This is a genomic window from Neptuniibacter sp. QD34_54, from assembly GCF_047778055.1.
Classification (GTDB): Bacteria; Pseudomonadota; Gammaproteobacteria; order Pseudomonadales; family Balneatricaceae; genus Neptuniibacter.
The window spans coordinates 3,734,731-3,757,478 of sequence record NZ_CP180546.1 but is presented as its reverse complement, the minus strand read 5'-3'; the positions used below and the strand labels follow the sequence as shown (position 1 = coordinate 3,757,478).

The following is a 22,748-nucleotide window of genomic DNA, read 5'->3' as shown; positions in this document are numbered from 1 at the left end:
CTTCCTAAGACTCCTTAGGAGTCTTAGGAAGAGAAGTCAACTATTTGGGAAGTTGACTAGGATTGTTACGGCGATAGATCAGGATCTGTTTTAGCTCTTCCGGATCTTTCAGCTTCTGCTCGCTGTTTTCATCCAACCATGGAATTAAGCGTGATAGCCAGAAACGCATCGCGGCAGTACAAGTTAGGACTGGCCAAGCTTTGTATTCATCAGGAGTGAAAGGACGGGCTTTAGCGTAGGCTTTTAGCAGTGCTTGCTCTCGTTCATTATCAATCGAGCCATCAGGTCGGCAGCACCAATCATTAGCCACGATCGCCAGATCAAATAGAAGATAGGCAGTAGCGGCGTTATAAAGATCTAAAACGGCACTGACTTCAGTTCCTTGGAACAGGACATTATCGTGGAACAGATCGCCATGAATGGTGCCCGCTTTAATATCACCCGGCTGCTCGCGAAGTTGATCAAAACGCGCTACTTCTTCTTGCAGCATGGCCTGATCACCTTCTGGCAACTTACTACGAATGAGTTCGCTCTCTCTGCGCCACCAAAACACACCGCGGTGCGCTTGGCGCTCAAGATAGAAGTCTTCTGTTGCAACGTGGAACTCGCCTAAAACCTTGCCAATCGCTGCGCAGTGCTCAGGTGTGAGTTCTTGCTGGCCAACATGCTCACCAAAGAAACGAGGCTGTAGCGCAGCAGGTTTCTTTTTCAGCTGTTTAAGCCCAATACCGTTTCGATCCTGAATGGCAAAAGGTACAGCAATATTCCGCTGTGATAGCCATTGGCATAGCTCGACAAAGTAGGGTAGCTCTTCGTAGCTAAGCTCTTCAAACAAAGTGAGTACATACTCCGCCTCAACCTCATCATTTACGAGGGTGACAAAGTAGTTGGTATTTTCGATACCACCATCAATACCTTTGTAACTGACCAGCTCTCCCAAATCGTAATCTTTAAGGAATGTGGTTAGGTCAGTGTCATTAAGTTGCGTATATACAGCCAAGCGCTTTACTCACTTCGTAAAATTGAATTCGTTTGTTCCAGCTGACTTACCAGCGGAAAAGCACCCATTTAGGGATCAGCATTTGTGACTCTTCATGACGAATAAATGCGCCGTCACCTGGTGCCGGAACCAGATAGTATTCTTTGCCGTTTTTAGGCACGACCTTAATCTCCTGAAGCTGACCATTTACGCGATACTCGTAATAGGTTTTGTCTTGTTCATGGAAAATTGTGATCTGTGGTTCGTCTTCATCAACCAGCGGTGGAACTTCGGCATAAGCTACAGGTGTCACTGTAAGTAGTGCTGTTAAAAGTAGCTTTTTCATTATTCTTTCCTCTTTCATGGCAAGATTTCTTTTGGCAAATGAGCATATCGACTATGATCGGGTTTTTGAAGAATAACCAACCCGGATTTCCTGATGAGCGAACAGCAGCAAGCCAACTCCTCTCCTTTAATTTTAGTCGACGGTTCCTCTTATTTATACCGTGCTTTTTTTGCTTCACAACAGGCTGACCTGCGAAATTCTGCGGGAATCCCAACAGGGGCGATCCGAGTTGTTACTTCAATGCTGAAAAGCTTGATCAAACAGTATCCAGAAAGCCCTATCGCGGTGATTTTTGATGCTAAAGGTAAAACATTCCGTGATGAGATCTACAGCGATTACAAAGCCCAGCGCCCACCAATGCCGGACGATCTTCGTAGTCAGGTAGAGCCGATCCACAACATCGTTAAAGCGTTGGGTATGCCGCTTATCGTAGAACCGGGTGTAGAAGCGGATGATGTGATCGGTACGATGGCGCGCGAAGCCAGCGCTCAAGGAATCGATACCCTGATCTCCACAGGCGATAAGGATATGGCACAGCTGGTGGATCAACATGTAACGCTGATCAACACTATGACTGACACCATCATGGATATTGAAGGTGTGAAAGAGAAGTTTGGTATTCCGCCAGAGTTGATCATCGATTACTTGGCATTGATGGGCGATAAAGTCGATAACATCCCAGGTGTTCCGGGCGTGGGTGAAAAGACGGCTTTGGCTTTGCTGCAAGGTCTCGGCGGTATTAAAGATCTTTACCAAAATCTAGATAAAATTGCTGATCTCGGTTTCCGTGGCTCGAAAACCATGGCGAAGAAACTAGAAGATAACCGTGAAGAAGCGGATCTATCTTACCTGCTGGCGACGATCAAAACTGATGTTGAATTACACGAAAAAGTCGAAGAGATCGTTAAGCCCGAGCCAAACAAAGAGCAGTTAATCGAGTTATACAAAGAATTTGAATTCAAGACATGGGTGCGTGAGTTGGAATCTGGCGAGAGTGGTGCTGCAATTGCTGCTGATCCGTCAGAACCATCTACTCCAGAAGCACCTAAAGATGTTGAATACACAACCGTGCTTACAGAAGCCGATCTAGATAGCTGGATTGAAAAGTTATCCACAGCCGAGCTTTTTGCCTTCGATACAGAAACAACCAGCTTGAACTATATGGAAGCTGAGCTGGTGGGTGTTTCTTTTGCGGTAGAACCGGGAAAGGCCGCTTATGTACCGGTTGCACATGATTACATGGGCGCGCCAGAGCAGATTAGTCGTGATGTTCTTTTGACTAAGCTGAAACCACTATTAGAAAGTGAAGATCACAAAAAGATCGGTCAGCATATTAAATACGATATGAATGTGTTGGCTCGTTACAATATCGATCTAAAAGGTGTGGCGTTCGATACCATGCTGGAATCCTACGTGTTGAACTCCACGGCAACGCGTCACGATATGGACAGCTTGGCTGATCGTTATCTGGGTGTGAAAACGGTTAAGTTCGAAGAGATCGCCGGTAAAGGTAAAAAACAGCTGACGTTCAACCAGATCGAGTTAGAGCAAGCAGCGCCTTATGCTGCGGAAGATGCGGATATCACCCTGCGTCTACATCAAGCGATCGATAGTCAATTAGGCCAAGATGAAGCGCTAAGCAAAGTATTCAATGAGATCGAAAAACCGCTGATTCCAGTACTTTCACGCATCGAGCGTAACGGTGCTTTGGTTGATGCTTCGATGCTCGGTGAGCAAAGTATCGAACTGGCTGCACGTATGGTGGAGCTAGAGCGTGAAGCTTACGATATCGCCGGTAAAGAATTTAATCTGGCGTCACCAAAGCAGTTGCAGCAGATTCTATTTGAAGAGCTGAATATCCCGGTGATCAAGAAAACGCCAAAAGGCGCACCATCGACTGCTGAGGAAGTACTTCAGGAGTTAGCATTGGAATATCCTCTGCCTAAGTTGATTCTTGAACACCGTAGCTTGAGCAAGCTTAAGTCAACTTACACCGATAAGCTTCCGCTAATGATCAGTCCAAGTACTGGACGCATTCATACCTCTTACCATCAAGCGGTGACAGCGACAGGGCGTCTATCTTCGACGGATCCAAACCTGCAGAACATTCCGGTACGTACTCAGGAAGGCCGCCGTATTCGTCACGCCTTCATCCCTCCAGAAGGCTACAAGGTTGTAGCTGCCGATTACTCGCAGATCGAACTGCGTATTATGGCGCATCTGTCTCAGGATCAGGGCTTGCTGGATGCTTTCTCCAAAGGTGCCGATATTCACCGTGCAACTGCAGCGGAAGTATTCAAAGTTGAACTCGATCAGGTCTCTGATGATCAGCGCCGTAGTGCTAAAGCGATCAACTTCGGTTTGATCTACGGTATGTCGGCGTTTGGTTTAGCGAAACAATTAGGTATCGCCCGTAAAGATGCGGCGCAGTATATCGAACATTATTTTGAGACTTATCCAGGTGTGCAGCACTATATGGATGATATCCGCACCAAAGCGCAGGAGCAGGGTTACGTTGAAACTCTGTTTGGTCGCCGTTTGTACTTGCCAGAGATTAAAGCGAAAAACGCGATGCGCCGTCAGGCTGCTGAACGTACCGCGATCAATGCGCCAATGCAGGGTACTGCCGCAGATATCATTAAACGCGCGATGGTGACGGTAGATGCTTGGTTAGCCGAATCCGATTTTGATGTCCGCATGATCATGCAAGTACACGATGAATTGGTCTTTGAAGTACGTGAAGATCAGGTAGATGCCTTTGTTGCTGAAGTGAAAGATCAAATGGCAGGAGCAGCCGATCTAGATGTACCGTTGCTAGTTGAAGCCGGTGTAGGTGAGAACTGGGAGCAGGCTCACTAAATCGAAGGGTTTTAACTGTATAGCGTAGCCTGCACTTAGTTTTATCGACTAGGTTGCAGGCGTAATTCCTCATTTATGAGGGAGCGTATTTTATTTGTCCTAAGCTACTTGCTTAATAGGGAAGTTAATATCGTAAACCAGCCCTCTTTTATCGCATTGTAAGCTAAGAGTGCCGTGTAAAATCATAGTGACAATGCCATTGATGATTGAAGCGCTTAGGCCCAGATGGTTTGGGTCGCTGAGTTTGGTGGTATAAAAAGGTTTTAGCACCTGCTTTAGCACACTCTGGGTTACGCCGATCCCATTATCCCAATACATCAATCCAATATGCCCATCTTCTAAGTACACTTTCAAATTGATTTGCTTTGGTCCCGAAAAATCGTCGCTATAAGCGTGGGCGACGGTATTTGATACTAAGTTAGAAATAATGTGGAAGAGGTAACCAGGGTTCAAGTTGACCTCTAATGCTTCGCAGTCGAGGGATATTTGAAAACTCTCATCCATCAATGTTGAATGCAAAAGTTTGATGCACTCTTGCACGTATTCAGCCAGATTAATCGTGCGGGGTTGGTTTTCAATTTGGTCGAGCGTAATTGTCTTAAAGTGATCTAACTTATGCACAATCGAGGCAAAATTACCTTCAATCAGTTTGAGTTGCTCTTCACTTTTACTTAAATAGTCATCTAAGCCATTTTTAGTGAGTGCTTCATTCTCTACTTGGGTTCGAAGGCTATCTAAATCAGCTTTCATAGATGACGCAGATGTGACGCAAATACCCAATGGGGTATTAAGCTCGTGAGATACTCCAACTACCATTTGACCAATAGCTGACATGATTTCAGCATTTGCATAGCGTTGTTGGGTTTTGACTAAGTTGATATGTACTTCTGCTCTGGCAATAACTTCCTCATGCATAAAGGGCTTAGTGATGTAGTCCACGCCGCCAGAATGTAAGCCTTTGATAACCATCTCTAGCTCTGTGTTTGCAGTCACAAAAATGATGGGGATATTGGCTGTAATTGGATTCTCTTTAAGCTTGATACATGCCTCAATGCCATCCATTTTGGGCATGTTTATATCCATTAAAATCAGATCAGGAGGCAGGGTTGTTGCGCTTTTTATTGCCATCAGGCCATTTGTAGCGACTCTCACTCCATAGCCTTTCTCCACAAAAATATTGCGTAAGACTTTGAGGTTATCAGCTACGTCATCGACAACGAGAATATCTGCCATTTTTATCGAGCCGTCTTACTTAAGTTAACTGTTGAAAAATCAATCAAAAGCTAGTTGCAGCTTAGACTAATTTTGCCCCTGCGACATAGAAAACAGAGAGATCAGGAGGATTTGTAAATAGAGCATTACTAACTACCCTAAATAAATAAGCATTTGGGGGTGAGTTATGTTTATGAGAAAGCCCGTGGCAGCATTGCTATATTTATGGCTTATGATTGGGTTTGGGGTTAGTTTTGCTGATTCGACGAGCCTTGAACCATGGAAAAAAGCCAACATTGATTGGCAGCAATTCAAAGGGACACAGCTAACAGTATTAGCCGATGCTCAGCCTGCATTCGTAGCCCTAAAGCCTTACCTGCCGGTATTTGAGCGCCTCACTGGCATTAGGGTTGGTTATATCACCGTAGAGCAATCTGAAATGCGAAAACGTCGCGAAGTGGATCTTGTTTCTAGAGGTGGTGTTTACGATGTCGTGCCCATAGGTGTGACTTTTCTGGGCCAAGCTCATCAGAATAATTGGCTCACGCCCTTAAAGCCTTTTATTGATGACAAGCAACTGACTGACCCTGATTGGTACATGTTTGATGATTTGAGTTCAAACAGTTTGAAACTCTGTACTATCGACGGGACACTGTTATCTGTTCCATTTGATTTCTCTGCCCCTGTACTGTTTTACCGTAAAGATCTGTTTGCGCGTTACAACATACAGATCCCTGATACCTATGAAGAGATGGTTGAGGCGAAGCGTGAACTACAAAGAGGTTTGGATAAAGATGGCTTAGAAGGCGTCTATGCGTTTGCTAGTCGTACCAGAGCTGGTGCTGGTTTAAATACCTGGACAGTGATTCCTGCGATACGGTCTTACGGTGGATCAATTTTAGATCAGAACAACCAACCTGTTTTTAATTCTGCAGCATCGATTAAGGCGTTAGAAGTTTATCGGGATATGGTCACAGGCTATGGTAATCCTCCTAATAGTCAGCTGCTTCATTTCTATGAAATTCGACAACAGTTTAGAGAGGGTAGACTGGCAGCTGCTTTCTTAGCCTCGCACTTTTTCAACGAAATAGATAAGCCTGATAAATCACCTATTTGGGATCAATGGGATGCCGCTAAGTTACCAAGAGGGCCTGTGAGTCGTGAAACTTCTCCTTGGGCTTGGGCATTTGCAATCAACAGTGCGTCTAAGAATAAAAAAGCCGCTTGGATGTTCCTACAGTGGGCAACCAGTGAGCCTACTGCCAAATTGTTAAATACGGGGGGCTCTCCTGCTCGCCGGAGGGTGTGGCAATCTGAATATTTTTCCAAACTAAATGCACCGGGACTATTGGATGCAGTGGATTGGATTTTTGAAGAGGGAACTAATGCCAGAATTCAATCAGGTATGTCCGAATTCCCTGTAGCGGGCGAGATTTTCTCAAGAGCATTCAATCAGATTTTTTATGGTGCAGAAGTAAAGGTTACTCTTGATAAAGCTGTTATCGAAGTTGATAAAGTAATGCAGTCAAAAGATGAATAGCTTTAATCTACTCGGCCGTCTCCTGTTTATCATTGCGGGTGTTATTGCGCTAGTTTTAGGTGGTAGTACCGCTGTATTTATTAAAGAAATTCGTAGTGAAAACCTCAATAACTTAAAAACGGCTTCGGAGAGTATTGTTGCTCCTTTGATAAAAGAAGTCTTTATGCTTGTCCAAAGTAGCGATAATTATGACTGGGCTTTAAAAGTACAGTCGATCAACGCTAATCGCTTATTTAAGGATCATAAACAGTTAGGTGTTATTGAGATTATTGTTCTTAATGAGCTGGATGAAGTTGTGGCTCATAACGATATCGCTAGGATCGGTCTTCCAATTGAGCCAACCATTAGCTTAGAAGATATTTATCAGGAAGGGGTGAGTCGAACTGAAGGTGTTTATTGGATAGGGAATCAAATTCTAATTGCTAATAGCAATAAGCCTGTAGGGCATGTGATTGTTGGTTTCGAAGCCACTGAACTGCAAAAACGTATTCAGAATGTTTTAAAAAACTCTGCTTTGCTTTTTTGCTTATTTTTCATCATAGGATTGGGGCTAGCCTACTATTTTGTGACACGGCAAATTACTCGGCCTATACGGGAGTTGGTTACTGCGTCTAATGCTATTACATCTGGTGATTATTATTACCCGGTGAATAAAACGTCGAGTGATGAAATTGGAGAATTAGCTTCTGGCTTAGAGATCATGCAAAAAGCTATTCGTAGCAAGATTGAAGATCTGGAAACGTATAAAGCGCACTTAGAAACGGAAGTTGAAAACAGAACCCAGGAATTTTTAGCGGCAAAGCTAGAAGCAGAGGAATCTAATCGAGCGAAAAGTCGCTTTTTAGCTAATATGTCACATGAGTTAAGAACCCCTTTGAATGCGGTGTTGGGTTTTTCGCAAATCCTTTATGGAAAAGAGTTTTCTTCAGAGAAACTTAGTTATCTTAGCTCTATCAACTCTGCTGGTAATACGCTACTTGGATTAATTAATGAGGTCTTAGATTTCTCAAAAATAGAGTCTGGAAAGATGGAAATTCAGTATGCTCCATTCTCTCCTCGTTATTTGCTCGAAGAAATACATTCTATGTTTTTACAACGGGCAGCTGAAAAAGATCTCTATTTATCAACTCATTGTGACGAGAATGTTCCTGCATATCTGTTATGTGATGCTTTTCGTTTGAAACAGATATTAATGAATTTATGCTCGAACTCTATCAAGTTCACATCAGAAGGTCGTGTCTCAATTCAGTTAAGTGTTTCGAGAACCGATGTAAGAGCGCAGAAAGTTGGACTCAAATTAACAGTGACAGATACGGGTAAAGGTATTCCCAAAGAGGATCAGGAATCTATTTTTAGCGCATTTGAGCAAGTTAAAGGGCAGAAAACTTCAGAGTATGGAGGGACTGGACTGGGGTTGGCGATTACGCAAAAGTTAGTCAATCTAATGCAAGGCTCCATAGAAGTAATTAGTGAAGGAGAGGGTAAAGGAGCAACTTTTAAGGTCCTTATCCCAGAAATTGAGATTACGGATAGTAAGCCTGTAACGGATGCTATCAATATTAAACTGAATAATGCCTATCAGTTTTCACCAGCAACCATTCTAGTGATTGATGATATCTCTTATAACCGAGATTTATTGATCTCTTACTTGTCGGATCAACCCTTTGAATTTTTACAGGCTGAAGATGGAGAGGAAGGGTTAGCGCTTTTAGAAACTCATAAGCCAGATTTAATTTTAACGGATCTGAAAATGCCCAATATGGATGGGCATCATTTTCTAAAAAAGGTGCAGGATCTTTACCCTGAAAATGAATTCACGCTGATGTTAATTACGGCATCGGTACAGGACTCTGATGTAATAGAGAACAAAGACCTGTGCCATGAAATACTTTCTAAGCCTATTAGTAAGGATATGTTGCTGGCGTCATTGGCCAAATATTTGGACGCTAAAGTCTCTGCTCCCCCTGAGAGTGACATGGCTGATGTTGATGTGAATACAGCTTATTTGTTACTGGATATTGATGAAGCAAATTCAGTACTTGAGATGGCCGAGTTAGGTGAGTTATCTCTCCTTGAGGAGAAGGTTGAGGATATCCGAGAACAAAGTACTCAACATTGGCTTCAGAAAAAGCTGGATGACTTAGATTTGGACACGCTTATTGAAAAGTTAAGAGAAAGAATCAACCTTGAATCGGACGGGGGGACTAGCGCATTTCAGAGGTTGAAATTAGATGTAGCGCAGTCACAAAGGATTATAGATTTAGCTGAAGTGGGTGATCTTGGCGGCTTGGAGGGCATATTGAATAGTATTGACGACCCTGATACTAAGCAGTGGCTTGAGCACCATTTGGATGAAATAAATTTAGAAAGATTAATCACGGAAGTGACGGAATTGTTAAAAATTCGCGAAGTTTAGTACTGAGTTTCTAGCTGGAGCAAAATTTATTTCAGAATTTTGGAACTTTCTGATCAATTTGTACTCAATAGCTTTAAGAGTCACTTACACATTCATCGTGCCATGGCTGTGGCTCTTTACAACAAGCATGCGTTAAAGCCCTGAGAAATTGACAGTTCCCCTTCCTAAGTTTCCCAGGGCTTTCTTTTGTTATTCGGCTTCAAATTCTTCTTCGAAATCATCTTCCGGTAGTAACCATAGATCCAAGCGCTGTCTGAGCTGATCGACATTTTGTTTCTTCAATGCTGAGAATGTTTGCACTGTAACCAGATCACCTAGAACTGCAGTTAGTTCCTTGCGAATCTTCAACATAGTGGACTGAGCCGGGCCTTTTTTCAGCTTGTCGGACTTGGTCAGAAGCACGTGCAGCGGCATCTCAGTACTTAGACACCAATCAACCATCATCTGGTCAAACTCTTTCATTGGGTGGCGAATATCCATTACAAGCACAACACCACGAAGGCATTGGCGTTTTTGTAGATACTCTTCCAAGTGTTGCTGCCAATGCTGTTTCATCGCAACAGGTACTTTGGCGTAGCCATAGCCTGGTAGATCGACAATACGAACACCTTCGATATTGAGATCAAAGAAGTTAATCAATTGGGTACGGCCTGGTGTTTTCGAAGTACGTGCCAACTTGTTGTTATTGGTCAGCGTGTTAATCGCACTCGATTTACCTGCATTAGAGCGGCCTGCGAAAGCGACTTCTGCGCCTATATCCGCCGGACACTGGTGTAATTTTGCCGCACTTTTATTGAATTTCGCGGTGTTGTAGTGAACGGTTTTTTGATCTGAAGACATATTTTTAAGTCGCTTTTTAAGAAATCGCTACTAAAGGAACAGAGATTGCCGTTCCAGTTTGTGTGGATATTGGTTTATAATTGCGCCAATTTTACCTGCGAACAGGCCTAAGCTCTAGTCTGCAGGGAAGTGAGGATAACATCGGTCAACGCTTAATGACTCATCATTACGCCTATGGCCGTCTAATTTTAATAGCAAGAGTCTGGGTTCATCGATGAATAAACTACTGATTAGCTTGCTGGTGACCGTTGGTATCACTGGTGTAGCTCACGCAGCGGGTGATGCTGCTAAAGGTAAAGGAATGACTGCAATGTGTGCTGCTTGTCACGGTGCTGACGGTAACAGTGCAATCGCAAACTTCCCTAAGCTAGCAGGTCAGAACGAAAAATATCTGATCAAACAGCTTCAAGATATCAAATCTGGTAAGCGTACAGTTGTAGAAATGACTGGTCTTCTAAACTCTTACAGCGACCAGGACATTGCTGATATCTCTGCTTACTTTGCTAAGCAGACTGGTACTGTAGGCCACGCTGCTAAAGATCTTGTTGAACAGGGTCAGAAAATCTACCGCGCAGGTATCGCAGATAAAGGCGTTGCTGCTTGTACAGCTTGTCACGCACCAACAGGTGAAGGTAATAGCCAAGCAGGCTTCCCAGGTATCGGCGGCCAGCACGCTGCATACACTGAAAAGCAGCTAAAAGATTTTGCTAAAGGCGCACGTAACAACGATCCACAGCAGATGATGCAGGATATTGCGGCTAAGCTTAGCGATGACGAAATCAAAGCGGTTTCTAGCTACATTCAAGGTCTGGGCAAGTAAGTTCAGCTTGGATTCAATAAAGGCAGCTTAGGCTGCCTTTTTTGTACGTGGTAGGAACTTAGGTTTCATTTTATTGTCTACCACCCGGTCCTATTGTTTTCGGAGCAAAGAATAATGAAAAAGTTTGGGTTGATGTTAGTGGCGTTACTTCTGCCGTTTATGGCGCAAGCGGAAGCGTTTAAAGAAGGCGTACATTACGCAAAAGTACCTGAAGTGGGTTACAAAAAATATAAAAATAAAATCGAAGTGATTGAAATGTTTGGATACCCATGTCCGCATTGTAATAACTTTGAGCCATTGATTAAGCACTGGGAAAAGAATGTAGACGAAGATGTTAAATTTGTACGTACGCCAGTTGCGTGGAATCCGAGCTGGGAACTAATGGCACGTGCGTTCTATGCTTCTGAATTTATGAAAACTTTAGACAAAACTCACGAAGCGACATTCCATGCGATTCATGTAGAACGTCGTCGTTTTAGGGGTAAAGAAGACTTTGCTGATTATTATGGTAATCTGGGCGTTGATGTAGCCAAGTTTGAAAGCCTATTCAACTCTTTTGCTGTTGAAACAAAGCTTAATCAGGGGCGTCAGGAAGTCTATAAGTACGGAATTAAAGGTGTACCTGCAATGGTTGTGAATGGTAAATACCATGTGACTGCGGGTATGGCTGGTGGTCATAAGAAGATGTTGGAAGTCGTTGACTTCCTTGTTGAGAAAGAACGTTCGGCTGCCAAGTAAACAAAATTTCTATGAAAAACGCCCTCTAGAGGGCGTTTTTTTATATCTGATTGATATCAGACCTAGTGCGAAGAACAGAGTTCGACTAACATGAAGTCTGACTGAGGTTGATGTTGTGTACTCCGAGGAACTGGTGTGGCAGAAGAACAGGTAGACTGGAAGAAAAAATACCGGGAGCTGACTCTAGAATTTGAGCAGTTTGAGCGTAAAAGTGTTGATACTGAGCAGCAACTGCGCCAATTAGCCGGGTATATGTCTATCGGGTTGGAAGGTGATAATCCACAGTTTGATGCTGAACTCTCGGCATTGAAACCATTACTTCAAGAGCAGTGCACAGAGCATCTCGGCTTTTTACAAAAGATCAGTCGCCGCATCGAAAAACAAGTTCAACATCGTGAAGATCTTCGCGGTAAAACAGCTAAGCAAACTGTTGCTGCCCTTCTTAAGTGGATTCGCATGCTACGCACTCAAGTGCAAAATAGCGGATCACAAAACTTGCTGGATTCCCTCGAGCGCCGTAGTAATGCAGTCGAAGAGAAAGGTTATGAGTTACCGGCCGTTCTTGCTGACTTGATTGAGCTCCAAAGCCATATCGAGACGGGAACAGAAGAGAGTGCAGAGATCAGTGATAGCGACTTTTCTCTAGACACGACTGCTTCAACAGACGCGCTGGGCGATGAAGTTAAATTACTCTTAAAACGTATTGGCGCTGAGCTATTAGAGCTCATTAGCGGCTTATATGTACCTAAAGAGGAAAACCCGAATGCACGTCAACTGGTAAAACGAATTGAAGAGGGATTTGAGTTACCTCATCTACCAGAGATTGTGCATCAAGTAGTACAACTGGTTATCAAATCAACCAGCAACACCAGTGAAGACTTCGAAAATTATCTATTGGAACTCAGTACGCGTTTAACTGAAGTCCAAACTTTTGTGGTTGATAGCCGCCAAGAGCAGCAAGAAATTGGTCAGAACCAGCGTGATCTTGATATTCAAGTTCGACGTGATGTTAAGAAACTGCACAACACGGTTAAAAATACCAATGATATTACAGATCTGAAAAAAGCAGTTTCACTGCAGCTTTCGGGTCTTGTTCGCGCAATGGATAGTTTCAAAAAGAAAGAGGAAGAGCGCGAGCTGCGGTTACAAGGTCGTTATGAAGACCTGATTGATAAAGTTGAGTTGATGGAGCAGGAAACGCGCAAGGTTAAAGCTCACATGGAAGAGGAGCGTCTTCGTGCTCGCACAGACCCTCTTACCGGTTTGCCAAACCGTGCGGCTTATGACGAGCATATAGGGCAAGAATACGAACGTTGGTCACGTTACCGTACGTCATTTTCTGTTGTTGTCGGTGATCTTGATTACTTTAAGAAAATCAACGACACCTACGGTCATTTAGCGGGTGATAAAGTGCTGCGTTTGGTAGCCAAAGTTATCACTAAAAATATCCGTGTAACGGACTTTGTTGGTCGTTATGGCGGTGAAGAATTTATTATTATCCTTCCTTCTACTGGTGCAGATGAAGCCGCGCAGGCAATGGAAAAATTGCGGGAATCTTTAGCCAGCAGTCCATTTAATTTCCATGGCAAGCCCGTGGGGATTACAATGTCGTTCGGCGTAACAGAAATCAAAGAGGGTGATTCCCTTGATGATGTCTTTATCCGTGCTGATGAAGCATTGTATCAAGCAAAAGAAGATGGCCGTAACTTAGTCAGAACTAAGTAACGCCACTACTTATCTATTAATTTTTAGCAACAAGGTTTCCCTGCTGTGAAACGTCTATCGCGAATTCTGAAGATTGTTCAGGTTTTTGCTCGGTATCGATTGGATACTCTATTTTTGGGTTTAGCCCTTCCTTGGTATGTTCGATGCCTGTTTTGGTTATTGCCTTGGCGTTTCTTTATCCCAGCAAAACAACCGCAAGCGGTACGTGTCCGATTAGCGCTAGAGGCTTTAGGGCCTGTTTTTGTCAAGTTTGGACAGATGCTCTCTACCCGCCGAGATTTATTACCGGATGATCTGGCAGAGGAACTAAAAAAACTGCAAGATCGTGTACCGCCATTCTCTGGCCCACAAGCACAAGGGTTGATTGAAAAAGCCTTAGAAAAGCCCGTTTCAGAGCTATTTGCTGAGTTCGAAGTAGAGCCAATGGCGTCCGCTTCGGTTGCTCAGGTCCACAAAGCAACCATGCTTGATGGTAGTGAAGTTGTAGTCAAAGTTATCCGTCCAGGAATTGGTAAAACCATTCGTAAAGACGTAGATCTTCTATTCAGCTTGGCTCGTCTTGTTCATGTGGTTTGGGAAGAAGGACGTCGCCTGCGCCCTGTAGAAGTGGTAGCTGAATATGAGCAAACCATCTTCGATGAGTTGGATCTTCGCAAAGAAGCGGCAAATGGCTCACAGCTAAGACGTAACTTTGAAAACAGCGATATTCTTTATATTCCTGAAATTTACTGGGATTACACACGTTCAAATGTATTGGTGATGGAACGCATTCACGGTATCCCTGTGGCTGAAGTTGATCAGTTAAACGAACAGAATACGGATATGAAGGCGTTGGCGGAGCGTGGAGTTGAGATCTTCTTTACTCAGGTGTTCCGAGACAGCTTTTTTCATGCGGATATGCACCCGGGTAATATCTTTGTTTCTCGCAATAATCCAAGTTCACCACAATATATCGCGGTAGATTTTGGGATCATTGGTTCGCTTACACCAGAGGATCAAAGCTATTTAGCACGCAACTTCCTTGCTTTCTTTAAGCGTGACTACCGTATGGTGGCGCAACTACACGTTGATTCGGGTTGGGTTCCTGCGGACACTAATGTCGATGCATTTGAAACAGCAATCCGCAGTGTGTGTGAGCCGATCTTTGAAAAGCCGTTAAAAGATATCTCCTTCGGGCAAGTGCTTTTAGGTTTGTTCCAAACGGCACGTCGTTTCAATATGGAAGTGCAGCCGCAACTAGTGCTACTGCAGAAAACGCTTTTAAATATCGAAGGCTTAGGTCGACAGCTTTATCCTGATCTTGATCTATGGGAAACGGGTAAACCGTTTCTAGAGAATTGGATGAAAGAGCGAATGGGGCCAAAAGGTGTTTATCGCTCTATTAAACAGCAAGCGCCTGATTGGCTAGAGAAAATGCCACATATGCCACAGCTGATTTTTGATTCCCTGAGCCAGATTAGGAATTTAGATAGTGCGCGCCAGCGTGATATAAGAGCTTATCAGCAAGCGAAGGAAGCACTAGAAAGCAAAGCTTCAAGAAGACGTAATCTAGGGTTGATGCTAATTGCGGGTGCTGTAGCTGTTGCTAACCCAGATGTGATGGAATGGCTATGTGATTTGCCTCCTAGTAGTTGGATTTTAGCGGGGCTGGGTGTAGTACTATTGTTGAAACGTTCATGATCCTCCTTTAGGAGGGGATGGTGGAAGCAATATTGATCGGGTATGCTTCCGCACGTAAGTTAGTCTTAATTGAAAGTGAGTGAATAAATGAGTGACGTATTAACTCAGCTGGGTGAAGTTCTGGAACAGCGTAAATCAGCAGCCCCAGACAGTTCATATGTTTCTAGCTTACATGCTAAGGGCTTGAATAAGATCTTAGAAAAGGTCGGCGAAGAAGCAACAGAAACTATTCTGGCAGCTAAGGACGCACAGACCAGCGGTGACAATAAAGATGTCATTTATGAAACAGCCGATCTTTGGTTCCATAGTTTGGTTGCATTATCGCACCTAGGTGAAGAACCACAGGCAGTATTAGATGAATTAGCTCGCAGATTTGATCTGTCGGGCTTGGAAGAAAAAGCGTCACGCACTAAAAAATAAATATAGATCCTAAGGCGTTAATAAAAACGTGTAACGTGGGTCATTCCAACAGATTTCTATGATGGCAGTTAAAAGAGCTGCTATGTGATAGCGGAGAGTAAAAATGGGTTTAGGTGGTATCAGTATTTGGCAGCTATTGATTATTTTGGCCATTATTATTCTGATTTTCGGGACTAAAAAATTCAAAAATATCGGCAGCGATCTAGGTGGTGCTGTTAAGGGCTTCAAAAAAGCCATGACAGAAGAAGAAAAAGCCAAAGAAGAAGCTGAAAACAAGCAGATCAAACAGGAAGATGCTGATTTTACAGAGGCTAAAAAAGCTGACGACGTAAAAGCTGAGCAGAAGTCTGACAAGTAACAGGCTTTAACTATGTTTGATATCGGTTTTGCCGAGCTACTCATTGTTGCAGTGGTTGCGTTGGTTGTACTTGGGCCAGATAAATTACCAACTGCTGTAAGAACTGTCGGAATGTGGATGGGGCGTATAAAGCGCACTGTCTCTTCTATACAGACAGAAATTAGCGAAGAGCTAAGAGTGGAAGAATTAAAACGTACGACGGCTATTCAGAAACACGAGTTAGAAAAAGAACTTAATGAGATGCGTCAGCCATTTAATGATGCATTAAAAGAAGAAGTTCCAGTTAGCTCTAAGATTGTTCCGCCAGAAGCAACAGAAGAAAAGCCTCAATCTGCGAATGAGCCTACTAAGGCTGATGACAATAGCAGTACAGGAAAAGCATGAGCAATCCGCAGCCTGAACACGATCAGGAACAGCCATTAATTAGCCATCTGGTTGAATTACGCCAGAGGCTAATGTTTATCCTACTTATCATTTTAGGTTTCTTTCTTGGCTTGTTTTATTTTGCCAATGATCTGTATACCTATCTTTCATCGCCTTTAACTGCGCTGTTGCCATCAGGCACTAGCATGATTGCGACCGATGTTACCTCTCCGTTCTTTGCTCCTTTCAAGCTAACGCTTGTAGCTGCAATCTTTCTGGCGATGCCATTTGTATTGCACCAAATATGGGGATTTATAGCGCCTGGCTTATATAAACACGAAAAACGTTTTGCGATACCCTTGTTAATATCGAGTATCTTTCTGTTTTATGCTGGTATCGCCTTTGCCTACTTCGTTGTATTTCCGCTTATATTCGGTTTCTTTACCAGTGTAGGGCCAGAAAATGTTGCGGTGATGACCGATATAAGCAGCTACCTGAATTTTGTACTTAAGCTGTTCTTCGCATTTGGTATTGTATTTGAAATACCGATAGCTACTCTGCTACTGATTTGGTCTGGTGCTGCAACTGTTGCTGGTCTAAGGCAAAAGCGTGCATATGTAATCGTTGGTTGTTTCGTCTTGGGTATGTTGTTAACACCGCCGGATGTCATTTCTCAAAGCTTATTAGCGCTTCCAATGTGGCTGCTATTTGAAACAGGCATCATCCTAGGGCTTATCTTTGTAAGAAAGAATACAGATGATGAAGAGCTTGCTGATGAATTCGCTGCGGCAGAAGACGAGCAAGAAGAGAATAATAAGTAGTCTTTGAAAGCTAATAGATGATTCTAAAAACGGTGTTTATTGAAAGATAGACACCGTTTTTTTATGTCCATAGAGTAGTTAATAACCAGCACTGTATAACTAATAAACAATATTGAATATTTATTCACTTTTTTCGCTTTTTTGTAGATTAAGTGTTGACCCTTTTTTAGATGTCTGTAGAATTCGCCGTCCTTGCTTAGGGAGGCCGCTTTTTAAGGGGCTGCAGAGCTGAGTGAGGTGCTTGGCAAGTGATTGAAAACATTGGTTTTTAAGATTGCTTGCGGAGCAGGATTCAAAGTCTGGTTGCTGAGTAAAAACTTTTTACGAAATTGCAAAATAAACGGTTGACTTTGAATGAGCGCAAAGTAGAATATGCGCCTCGCTTGAGATGAAACGCTGATTCAGCGGAGAGTCAAGAAAGCAACGCTCTTTAACAATTTGATCAGATAATTCGTGTGGGCGCTTGTTGAGAAGAAGCAAACTTTTTCTAGACAAGCAACCAAGTGAATTCATTTAAAGCGATTTACAAAGGTTTAACGTTCTTAAGAATGTTATCCGGTTGTTTAGTACTAGAGCCCGTTACCACATTCCTGGTAACACAAATGATTTAAACTGAAGAGTTTGATCATGGCTCAGATTGAACGCTGGCGGCAGGCCTAACACATGCAAGTCGAACGGTAACATGACTAGCTTGCTAGTTGATGACGAGTGGCGGACGGGTGAGTAACGCGTAGGAATCTACCCAGTAGCGGGGGATAAGCCAGAGAAATTTGGTCTAATACCGCATACGCCCTAAGGGGGAAAGCAGGGGATCTTCGGACCTTGCACTATTGGATGAGCCTGCGTGAGATTAGCTAGTTGGTGAGGTAATGGCTCACCAAGGCGACGATCTCTAGCTGGTCTGAGAGGATGATCAGCCACACTGGAACTGAGACACGGTCCAGACTCCTACGGGAGGCAGCAGTGGGGAATATTGCACAATGGGCGCAAGCCTGATGCAGCCATGCCGCGTGTGTGAAGAAGGCCCTAGGGTTGTAAAGCACTTTCAGCAGTGAGGAAAGGTTAGTAGTTAATACCTGCTAGCTGTGACGTTAACTGCAGAAGAAGCACCGGCTAACTCCGTGCCAGCAGCCGCGGTAATACGGAGGGTGCGAGCGTTAATCGGAATTACTGGGCGTAAAGCGCGCGTAGGTGGATTGGTCAGTCAGATGTGAAAGCCCAGGGCTCAACCTTGGAACTGCACCTGATACTGCCAATCTAGAATACGGTAGAGGGTAGTGGAATTTCCTGTGTAGCGGTGAAATGCGTAGATATAGGAAGGAACACCAGTGGCGAAGGCGACTACCTGGACCGATATTGACACTGAGGTGCGAAAGCGTGGGGAGCAAACAGGATTAGATACCCTGGTAGTCCACGCCGTAAACGATGTCTACTAGCCGTTGGGAGACTTGATCTTTTAGTGGCGCAGCTAACGCGATAAGTAGACCGCCTGGGGAGTACGGCCGCAAGGTTAAAACTCAAATGAATTGACGGGGGCCCGCACAAGCGGTGGAGCATGTGGTTTAATTCGACGCAACGCGAAGAACCTTACCAACTCTTGACATCCAGAGAAGTTACTAGAGATAGTTTCGTGCCTTCGGGAACTCTGAGACAGGTGCTGCATGGCTGTCGTCAGCTCGTGTTGTGAAATGTTGGGTTAAGTCCCGTAACGAGCGCAACCCTTGTCCTTATTTGCCAGCACTTCGGGTGGGAACTCTAAGGAGACTGCCGGTGACAAACCGGAGGAAGGTGGGGACGACGTCAAGTCATCATGGCCCTTACGAGTTGGGCTACACACGTGCTACAATGGCCGGTACAGAGGGCCGCGAACCTGCGAGGGTAAGCTAATCTCAGAAAACCGGTCGTAGTCCGGATTGGAGTCTGCAACTCGACTCCATGAAGTCGGAATCGCTAGTAATCGCGAATCAGAATGTCGCGGTGAATACGTTCCCGGGCCTTGTACACACCGCCCGTCACACCATGGGAGTGGATTGCACCAGAAGTAGCTAGCTTAACCTTCGGGAGGGCGGTTACCACGGTGTGGTTCATGACTGGGGTGAAGTCGTAACAAGGTAGCCCTAGGGGAACCTGGGGCTGGATCACCTCCTTAAACGAAAGCCGATTCTCGGCAAGCGTTCACACGAATTATCTGATCAGAGAAGTTAAGAGCAACGGTGTAGGCTTGTAGCTCAGCTGGTTAGAGCGCACCCCTGATAAGGGTGAGGTCGGTGGTTCAAGTCCACTCAGGCCTACCAATCAATAGCCTTACTGTTTTTCTTGGGGCTATAGCTCAGCTGGGAGAGCGCCTGCTTTGCACGCAGGAGGTCTGCGGTTCGATCCCGCATAGCTCCACCATCATCCTTGCGGATGAGAAGGAAGAGTTTTAAAACATATTGTCGTTTAAGACATTATCTTTTAAAGCTTTTTTGCTTTAAACGCTCTTTAACAATTTGGATTTGATTCATTTGATTTAGATTTAAGACATGTAGTTTTACTGCATGCGCCAATTCGGCGAAATCTATCGTTACTAGCAATACAAGTTACTGTGATTCCAGACGCCTTCGGGTTATATGGTCAAGTGACTAAGCGTGCACGGTGGATGCCTTGGCAGTCAGAGGCGATGAAGGACGTTGTAACCTGCGATAAGGTTCGGGGAGGTGGTAAACAACCTTTGATCCGGACATTTCCGAATGGGGAAACCCACCTATTTATAGGTATCTTTTAACTGAATACATAGGTTATTAGAGGCGAACCTGGGGAACTGAAACATCTAAGTACCCAGAGGAAAAGAAATCAACCGAGATTCCCTAAGTAGCGGCGAGCGAACGGGGACTAGCCCTTAAGCTTTATTAGATTTAACAGAACACTCTGGAAAGTGTGGCCATAGTGGGTGATAGCCCCGTATGTGAAAGGTCTTTTAAAGTGAAATCGAGTAGGACGGCACACGTGAAACGCTGTCTGAATATGGGGGGACCATCCTCCAAGGCTAAATACTCCTGACTGACCGATAGTGAACCAGTACCGTGAGGGAAAGGCGAAAAGAACCCCTGTGAGGGGAGTGAAATAGACCCTGAAACCGTGTACGTACAAGCAGTGGGAGCCGTTTTCGGACGGTGACTGCGTACCTTTTGTATAATGGGTCAGCGACTTACTTTTAGTGGCAAGGTTAAGCATTTGCGGAGCCGTAGGGAAACCGAGTCTTAATAGGGCGTCCAGTCGCTAGGAGTAGACCCGAAACCGAGTGATCTATCCATGGGCAGGTTGAAGATGCAGTAACATGCATTGGAGGACCGAACCGACTGTCGTTGAAAAGCCAGCGGATGACTTGTGGATAGGAGTGAAAGGCTAATCAAACTCGGAGATAGCTGGTTCTCCTCGAAAACTATTTAGGTAGTGCCTCGTGTCTAACCATGGGGGTAGAGCACTGTTTCGGCTAGGGGTCATCCCGACTTACCAACCCGATGCAAACTCCGAATACCCATGAGTTCAATCACGGGAGACACACGGCGGGTGCTAACGTCCGTCGTGGAAAGGGAAACAACCCAGACCGTCAGCTAAGGTCCCAAAGTTTATGCTAAGTGGGAAACGATGTGGGAAGGCTTAGACAGCTAGGAGGTTGGCTTAGAAGCAGCCACCCTTTAAAGAAAGCGTAATAGCTCACTAGTCGAGTCGGCCCGCGCGGAAGATATAACGGGGCTAAGCATAACACCGAAGCTACGGATGCACTTTGTGCATGGTAGAGGAGCGTTCTGTAAGCTGTTGAAGCGGAAGCTGTAAGGCACCGTGGAGGTATCAGAAGTGCGAATGCTGACATGAGTAACGATAAGGGAGGTGAAAACCCTCCCCGCCGGAAGACCAAGGGTTCCTATCCAACGCTATTCGAGGTAGGGTGAGTCGGCCCCTAAGGAGAGGCTGAAGAGCGTATCCGATGGGAAACAGGTTAATATTCCTGTACTGCTCATAACTGCGATGGGGGGACGGAGAAGGCTAGGCTAGCGCGGCGTTGGTTGTCCGCGTTTAAGATAGTAGGTTTAGAGCTTAGGTAAATCCGGGCTCTTTTAAGACCGAGAATCGATGACGAGGTCCTTTATGGACTGAAGTAGTTGATGCCATGCTTCCAGGAAAATCCTCTAAGCTTCAGGTTATGACTAACCGTACCCTAAACCGACACAGGTGGTCAGGTAGAGAATACTAAGGCGTATGAGAAAACTCGGGTGAAGGAACTAGGCAAAATGGCACCGTAACTTCGGGAGAAGGTGCGCCGGTTTTGGTGATGGGATTTACTCCCTAAGCTGAGGCCGGTCGAAGATACCAGGTGGCTGCGACTGTTTATTAAAAACATAGCACTCTGCAAACTCGAAAGAGGACGTATAGGGTGTGACGCCTGCCCGGTGCCGGAAGGTTAATTGATGGGGTTAGCGCTTGCGCGAAGCTCTTGATCGAAGCCCCGGTAAACGGCGGCCGTAACTATAACGGTCCTAAGGTAGCGAAATTCCTTGTCGGGTAAGTTCCGACCTGCACGAATGGCGTAACGATGGCCACACTGTCTCCACCCGAGACTCAGTGAAATTGAAATAGCTGTTAAGATGCAGTTTACCCGCGGCTAGACGGAAAGACCCCGTGAACCTTTACTACAGCTTCACAGTGGACTTTGACATTACTTGTGTAGAATAGCTGGGAGGCTTTGAAACCCTGTCGCCAGATAGGGTGGAGCCACCTTTGAAATACCAGCCTGGTAATGTTGAGGTTCTAACCCAGTTCCCTAAGCGGGATCGGGGACATTGTGTGGTGGGTAGTTTGACTGGGGCGGTCTCCTCCCAAAGAGTAACGGAGGAGCACGAAGGTACCCTCAGCATGGTCGGAAATCATGCAATGAGCGCAAGAGTAGAAGGGTGCTTGACTGCGAGACAGACACGTCGAGCAGGTACGAAAGTAGGTTCTAGTGATCCGGTGGTTCTGTATGGAAGGGCCATCGCTCAACGGATAAAAGGTACTCCGGGGATAACAGGCTGATACCGCCCAAGAGTTCACATCGACGGCGGTGTTTGGCACCTCGATGTCGGCTCATCACATCCTGGGGCTGAAGCCGGTCCCAAGGGTATGGCTGTTCGCCATTTAAAGTGGTACGCGAGCTGGGTTTAGAACGTCGTGAGACAGTTCGGTCCCTATCTGCCGTGGGCGTTTGAGATTTGAGAAGAGTTGCTCCTAGTACGAGAGGACCGGAGTGAACGAACCTCTGGTGTACCGGTTGTGATGCCAATTGCATTGCCGGGTAGCTACGTTCGGACGGGATAACCGCTGAAAGCATCTAAGCGGGAAGCCTCCTTCAAGATGAGATCTCACTGGGAACTTGATTCCCCTAAAGGGCCGTTGAAGACTACGACGTTGATAGGTTGGGTGTGGAAGCGCTGTGAGGCGTTGAGCTAACCAATACTAATTGCCCGTGAGGCTTGACCATATAACGCCCAAGGCGTTTGGCAAGTGACTTGTAAGATACGTAAGACGATAGAGAGTAACGAATTAGCGCGTAGTTAAGCTACAGTCGATAAACTATCTAGATCAAATAAAAGAAGAATCAGATCTAAGTTGTAA

Annotated in this window: 15 protein-coding genes, 2 tRNA genes and 2 rRNA genes; 15 read left to right on the top strand and 4 right to left on the bottom strand. The window is 44.9% G+C overall.

From position 1 onward, the window contains the following. Positions 1–40: 40 nt before the first annotated feature. The gene (locus ACMXYP_RS17310; RefSeq protein WP_415882874.1) at positions 41–1,000 is read right to left on the bottom strand and encodes a homoserine kinase; all 960 of its coding nucleotides are present in this window, start codon (positions 998–1,000) and stop codon (positions 41–43) included. Positions 1,001–1,046: 46 nt separating this feature from the next. Continuing rightward, on the bottom strand, positions 1,047–1,325 hold the full coding sequence (locus ACMXYP_RS17305) for a DUF2782 domain-containing protein (protein ID WP_415882873.1): 279 nt from the start codon (positions 1,323–1,325) through the stop codon (positions 1,047–1,049). A gap of 93 nt (positions 1,326–1,418) precedes the next feature. On the opposite strand from ACMXYP_RS17305, the gene polA reads away from it, so the two are divergent. Continuing rightward, positions 1,419–4,184 carry a DNA polymerase I gene (gene polA / locus ACMXYP_RS17300; protein ID WP_415882872.1) on the top strand — a complete coding sequence of 922 codons (2,766 nt, stop codon included), beginning with the start codon at positions 1,419–1,421 and terminating at the stop codon, positions 4,182–4,184. A gap of 99 nt (positions 4,185–4,283) precedes the next feature. Here polA and ACMXYP_RS17295 read toward each other — a convergent pair whose 3' ends face one another. Next, the gene (locus ACMXYP_RS17295) at positions 4,284–5,417 is read right to left on the bottom strand and encodes a response regulator (RefSeq protein ID WP_415882871.1); all 1,134 of its coding nucleotides are present in this window, start codon (positions 5,415–5,417) and stop codon (positions 4,284–4,286) included. A gap of 166 nt (positions 5,418–5,583) precedes the next feature. On the opposite strand from ACMXYP_RS17295, the gene ACMXYP_RS17290 reads away from it, so the two are divergent. Both ACMXYP_RS17290 and ACMXYP_RS17285 read left to right on the top strand, forming a co-directional pair. Further along, on the top strand, positions 5,584–6,936 hold the full coding sequence (locus ACMXYP_RS17290; RefSeq protein ID WP_415882870.1) for an ABC transporter substrate-binding protein: 1,353 nt from the start codon (positions 5,584–5,586) through the stop codon (positions 6,934–6,936). Continuing rightward, a complete protein-coding gene (locus ACMXYP_RS17285; RefSeq protein ID WP_415882869.1) occupies positions 6,929–9,352 on the top strand; it encodes an ATP-binding protein in 2,424 nt (807 codons plus the stop codon). The genes ACMXYP_RS17290 and ACMXYP_RS17285 overlap by 8 nt, the downstream gene beginning before the upstream one ends. 189 nt (positions 9,353–9,541) lie before the next feature. Here the strand turns inward: ACMXYP_RS17285 and yihA are convergent, their stop codons facing one another. After that, a complete protein-coding gene (gene yihA, locus ACMXYP_RS17280; RefSeq protein ID WP_415882868.1) occupies positions 9,542–10,192 on the bottom strand; it encodes a ribosome biogenesis GTP-binding protein YihA/YsxC in 651 nt (216 codons plus the stop codon). 214 nt (positions 10,193–10,406) lie between these two features. Between yihA and ACMXYP_RS17275 the strand changes: the two genes are divergently transcribed. From ACMXYP_RS17275 to ACMXYP_RS17220, 12 genes are all read left to right on the top strand, one after another. Then, on the top strand, positions 10,407–11,012 hold the full coding sequence (locus tag ACMXYP_RS17275) for a c-type cytochrome (RefSeq protein WP_415882867.1): 606 nt from the start codon (positions 10,407–10,409) through the stop codon (positions 11,010–11,012). Positions 11,013–11,126: 114 nt separating this feature from the next. Beyond that, complete coding sequence (locus ACMXYP_RS17270) at positions 11,127–11,750, top strand: thiol:disulfide interchange protein DsbA/DsbL (RefSeq protein ID WP_415882866.1); 624 nt, start codon at positions 11,127–11,129, stop codon at positions 11,748–11,750. Between the two features lie 135 nt (positions 11,751–11,885). Further along, positions 11,886–13,475: a GGDEF domain-containing protein gene (locus ACMXYP_RS17265; RefSeq protein ID WP_415882865.1), complete on the top strand. Its 1,590-nt coding sequence runs from the start codon at positions 11,886–11,888 to the stop codon at positions 13,473–13,475. Between the two features lie 45 nt (positions 13,476–13,520). Then, the gene (gene ubiB, locus ACMXYP_RS17260; RefSeq protein WP_415882864.1) at positions 13,521–15,155 is read left to right on the top strand and encodes a ubiquinone biosynthesis regulatory protein kinase UbiB; all 1,635 of its coding nucleotides are present in this window, start codon (positions 13,521–13,523) and stop codon (positions 15,153–15,155) included. A gap of 87 nt (positions 15,156–15,242) precedes the next feature. After that, on the top strand, positions 15,243–15,575 hold the full coding sequence (locus tag ACMXYP_RS17255) for a phosphoribosyl-ATP diphosphatase (RefSeq protein WP_415882863.1): 333 nt from the start codon (positions 15,243–15,245) through the stop codon (positions 15,573–15,575). A gap of 103 nt (positions 15,576–15,678) precedes the next feature. After that, entirely contained in the window at positions 15,679–15,933 is a 255-nt protein-coding gene (gene tatA, locus ACMXYP_RS17250; RefSeq protein WP_415882862.1) for a Sec-independent protein translocase subunit TatA, read from the top strand. A gap of 12 nt (positions 15,934–15,945) precedes the next feature. Continuing rightward, a complete protein-coding gene (gene tatB / locus ACMXYP_RS17245) occupies positions 15,946–16,317 on the top strand; it encodes a Sec-independent protein translocase protein TatB (RefSeq protein WP_415882861.1) in 372 nt (123 codons plus the stop codon). Further along, positions 16,314–17,117 carry a twin-arginine translocase subunit TatC gene (tatC, locus tag ACMXYP_RS17240; protein ID WP_415882860.1) on the top strand — a complete coding sequence of 268 codons (804 nt, stop codon included), beginning with the start codon at positions 16,314–16,316 and terminating at the stop codon, positions 17,115–17,117. Before tatB ends, tatC begins: the two co-directional genes overlap by 4 nt. Before the next feature lie 609 nt (positions 17,118–17,726). Beyond that, positions 17,727–19,266, top strand: a 16S ribosomal RNA gene (locus tag ACMXYP_RS17235). Between the two features lie 68 nt (positions 19,267–19,334). Continuing rightward, positions 19,335–19,411 (top strand) — tRNA-Ile (locus ACMXYP_RS17230). A 24-nt stretch (positions 19,412–19,435) separates the two neighbouring features. After that, a tRNA-Ala gene (locus tag ACMXYP_RS17225) sits at positions 19,436–19,511 on the top strand. A 217-nt stretch (positions 19,512–19,728) separates the two neighbouring features. Further along, positions 19,729–22,614: ribosomal RNA gene (locus tag ACMXYP_RS17220) — 23S ribosomal RNA — on the top strand. The 16S and 23S rRNA genes sit together here with 2 tRNA genes alongside, the layout of an rRNA operon. Positions 22,615–22,748 lie beyond the last annotated feature (134 nt).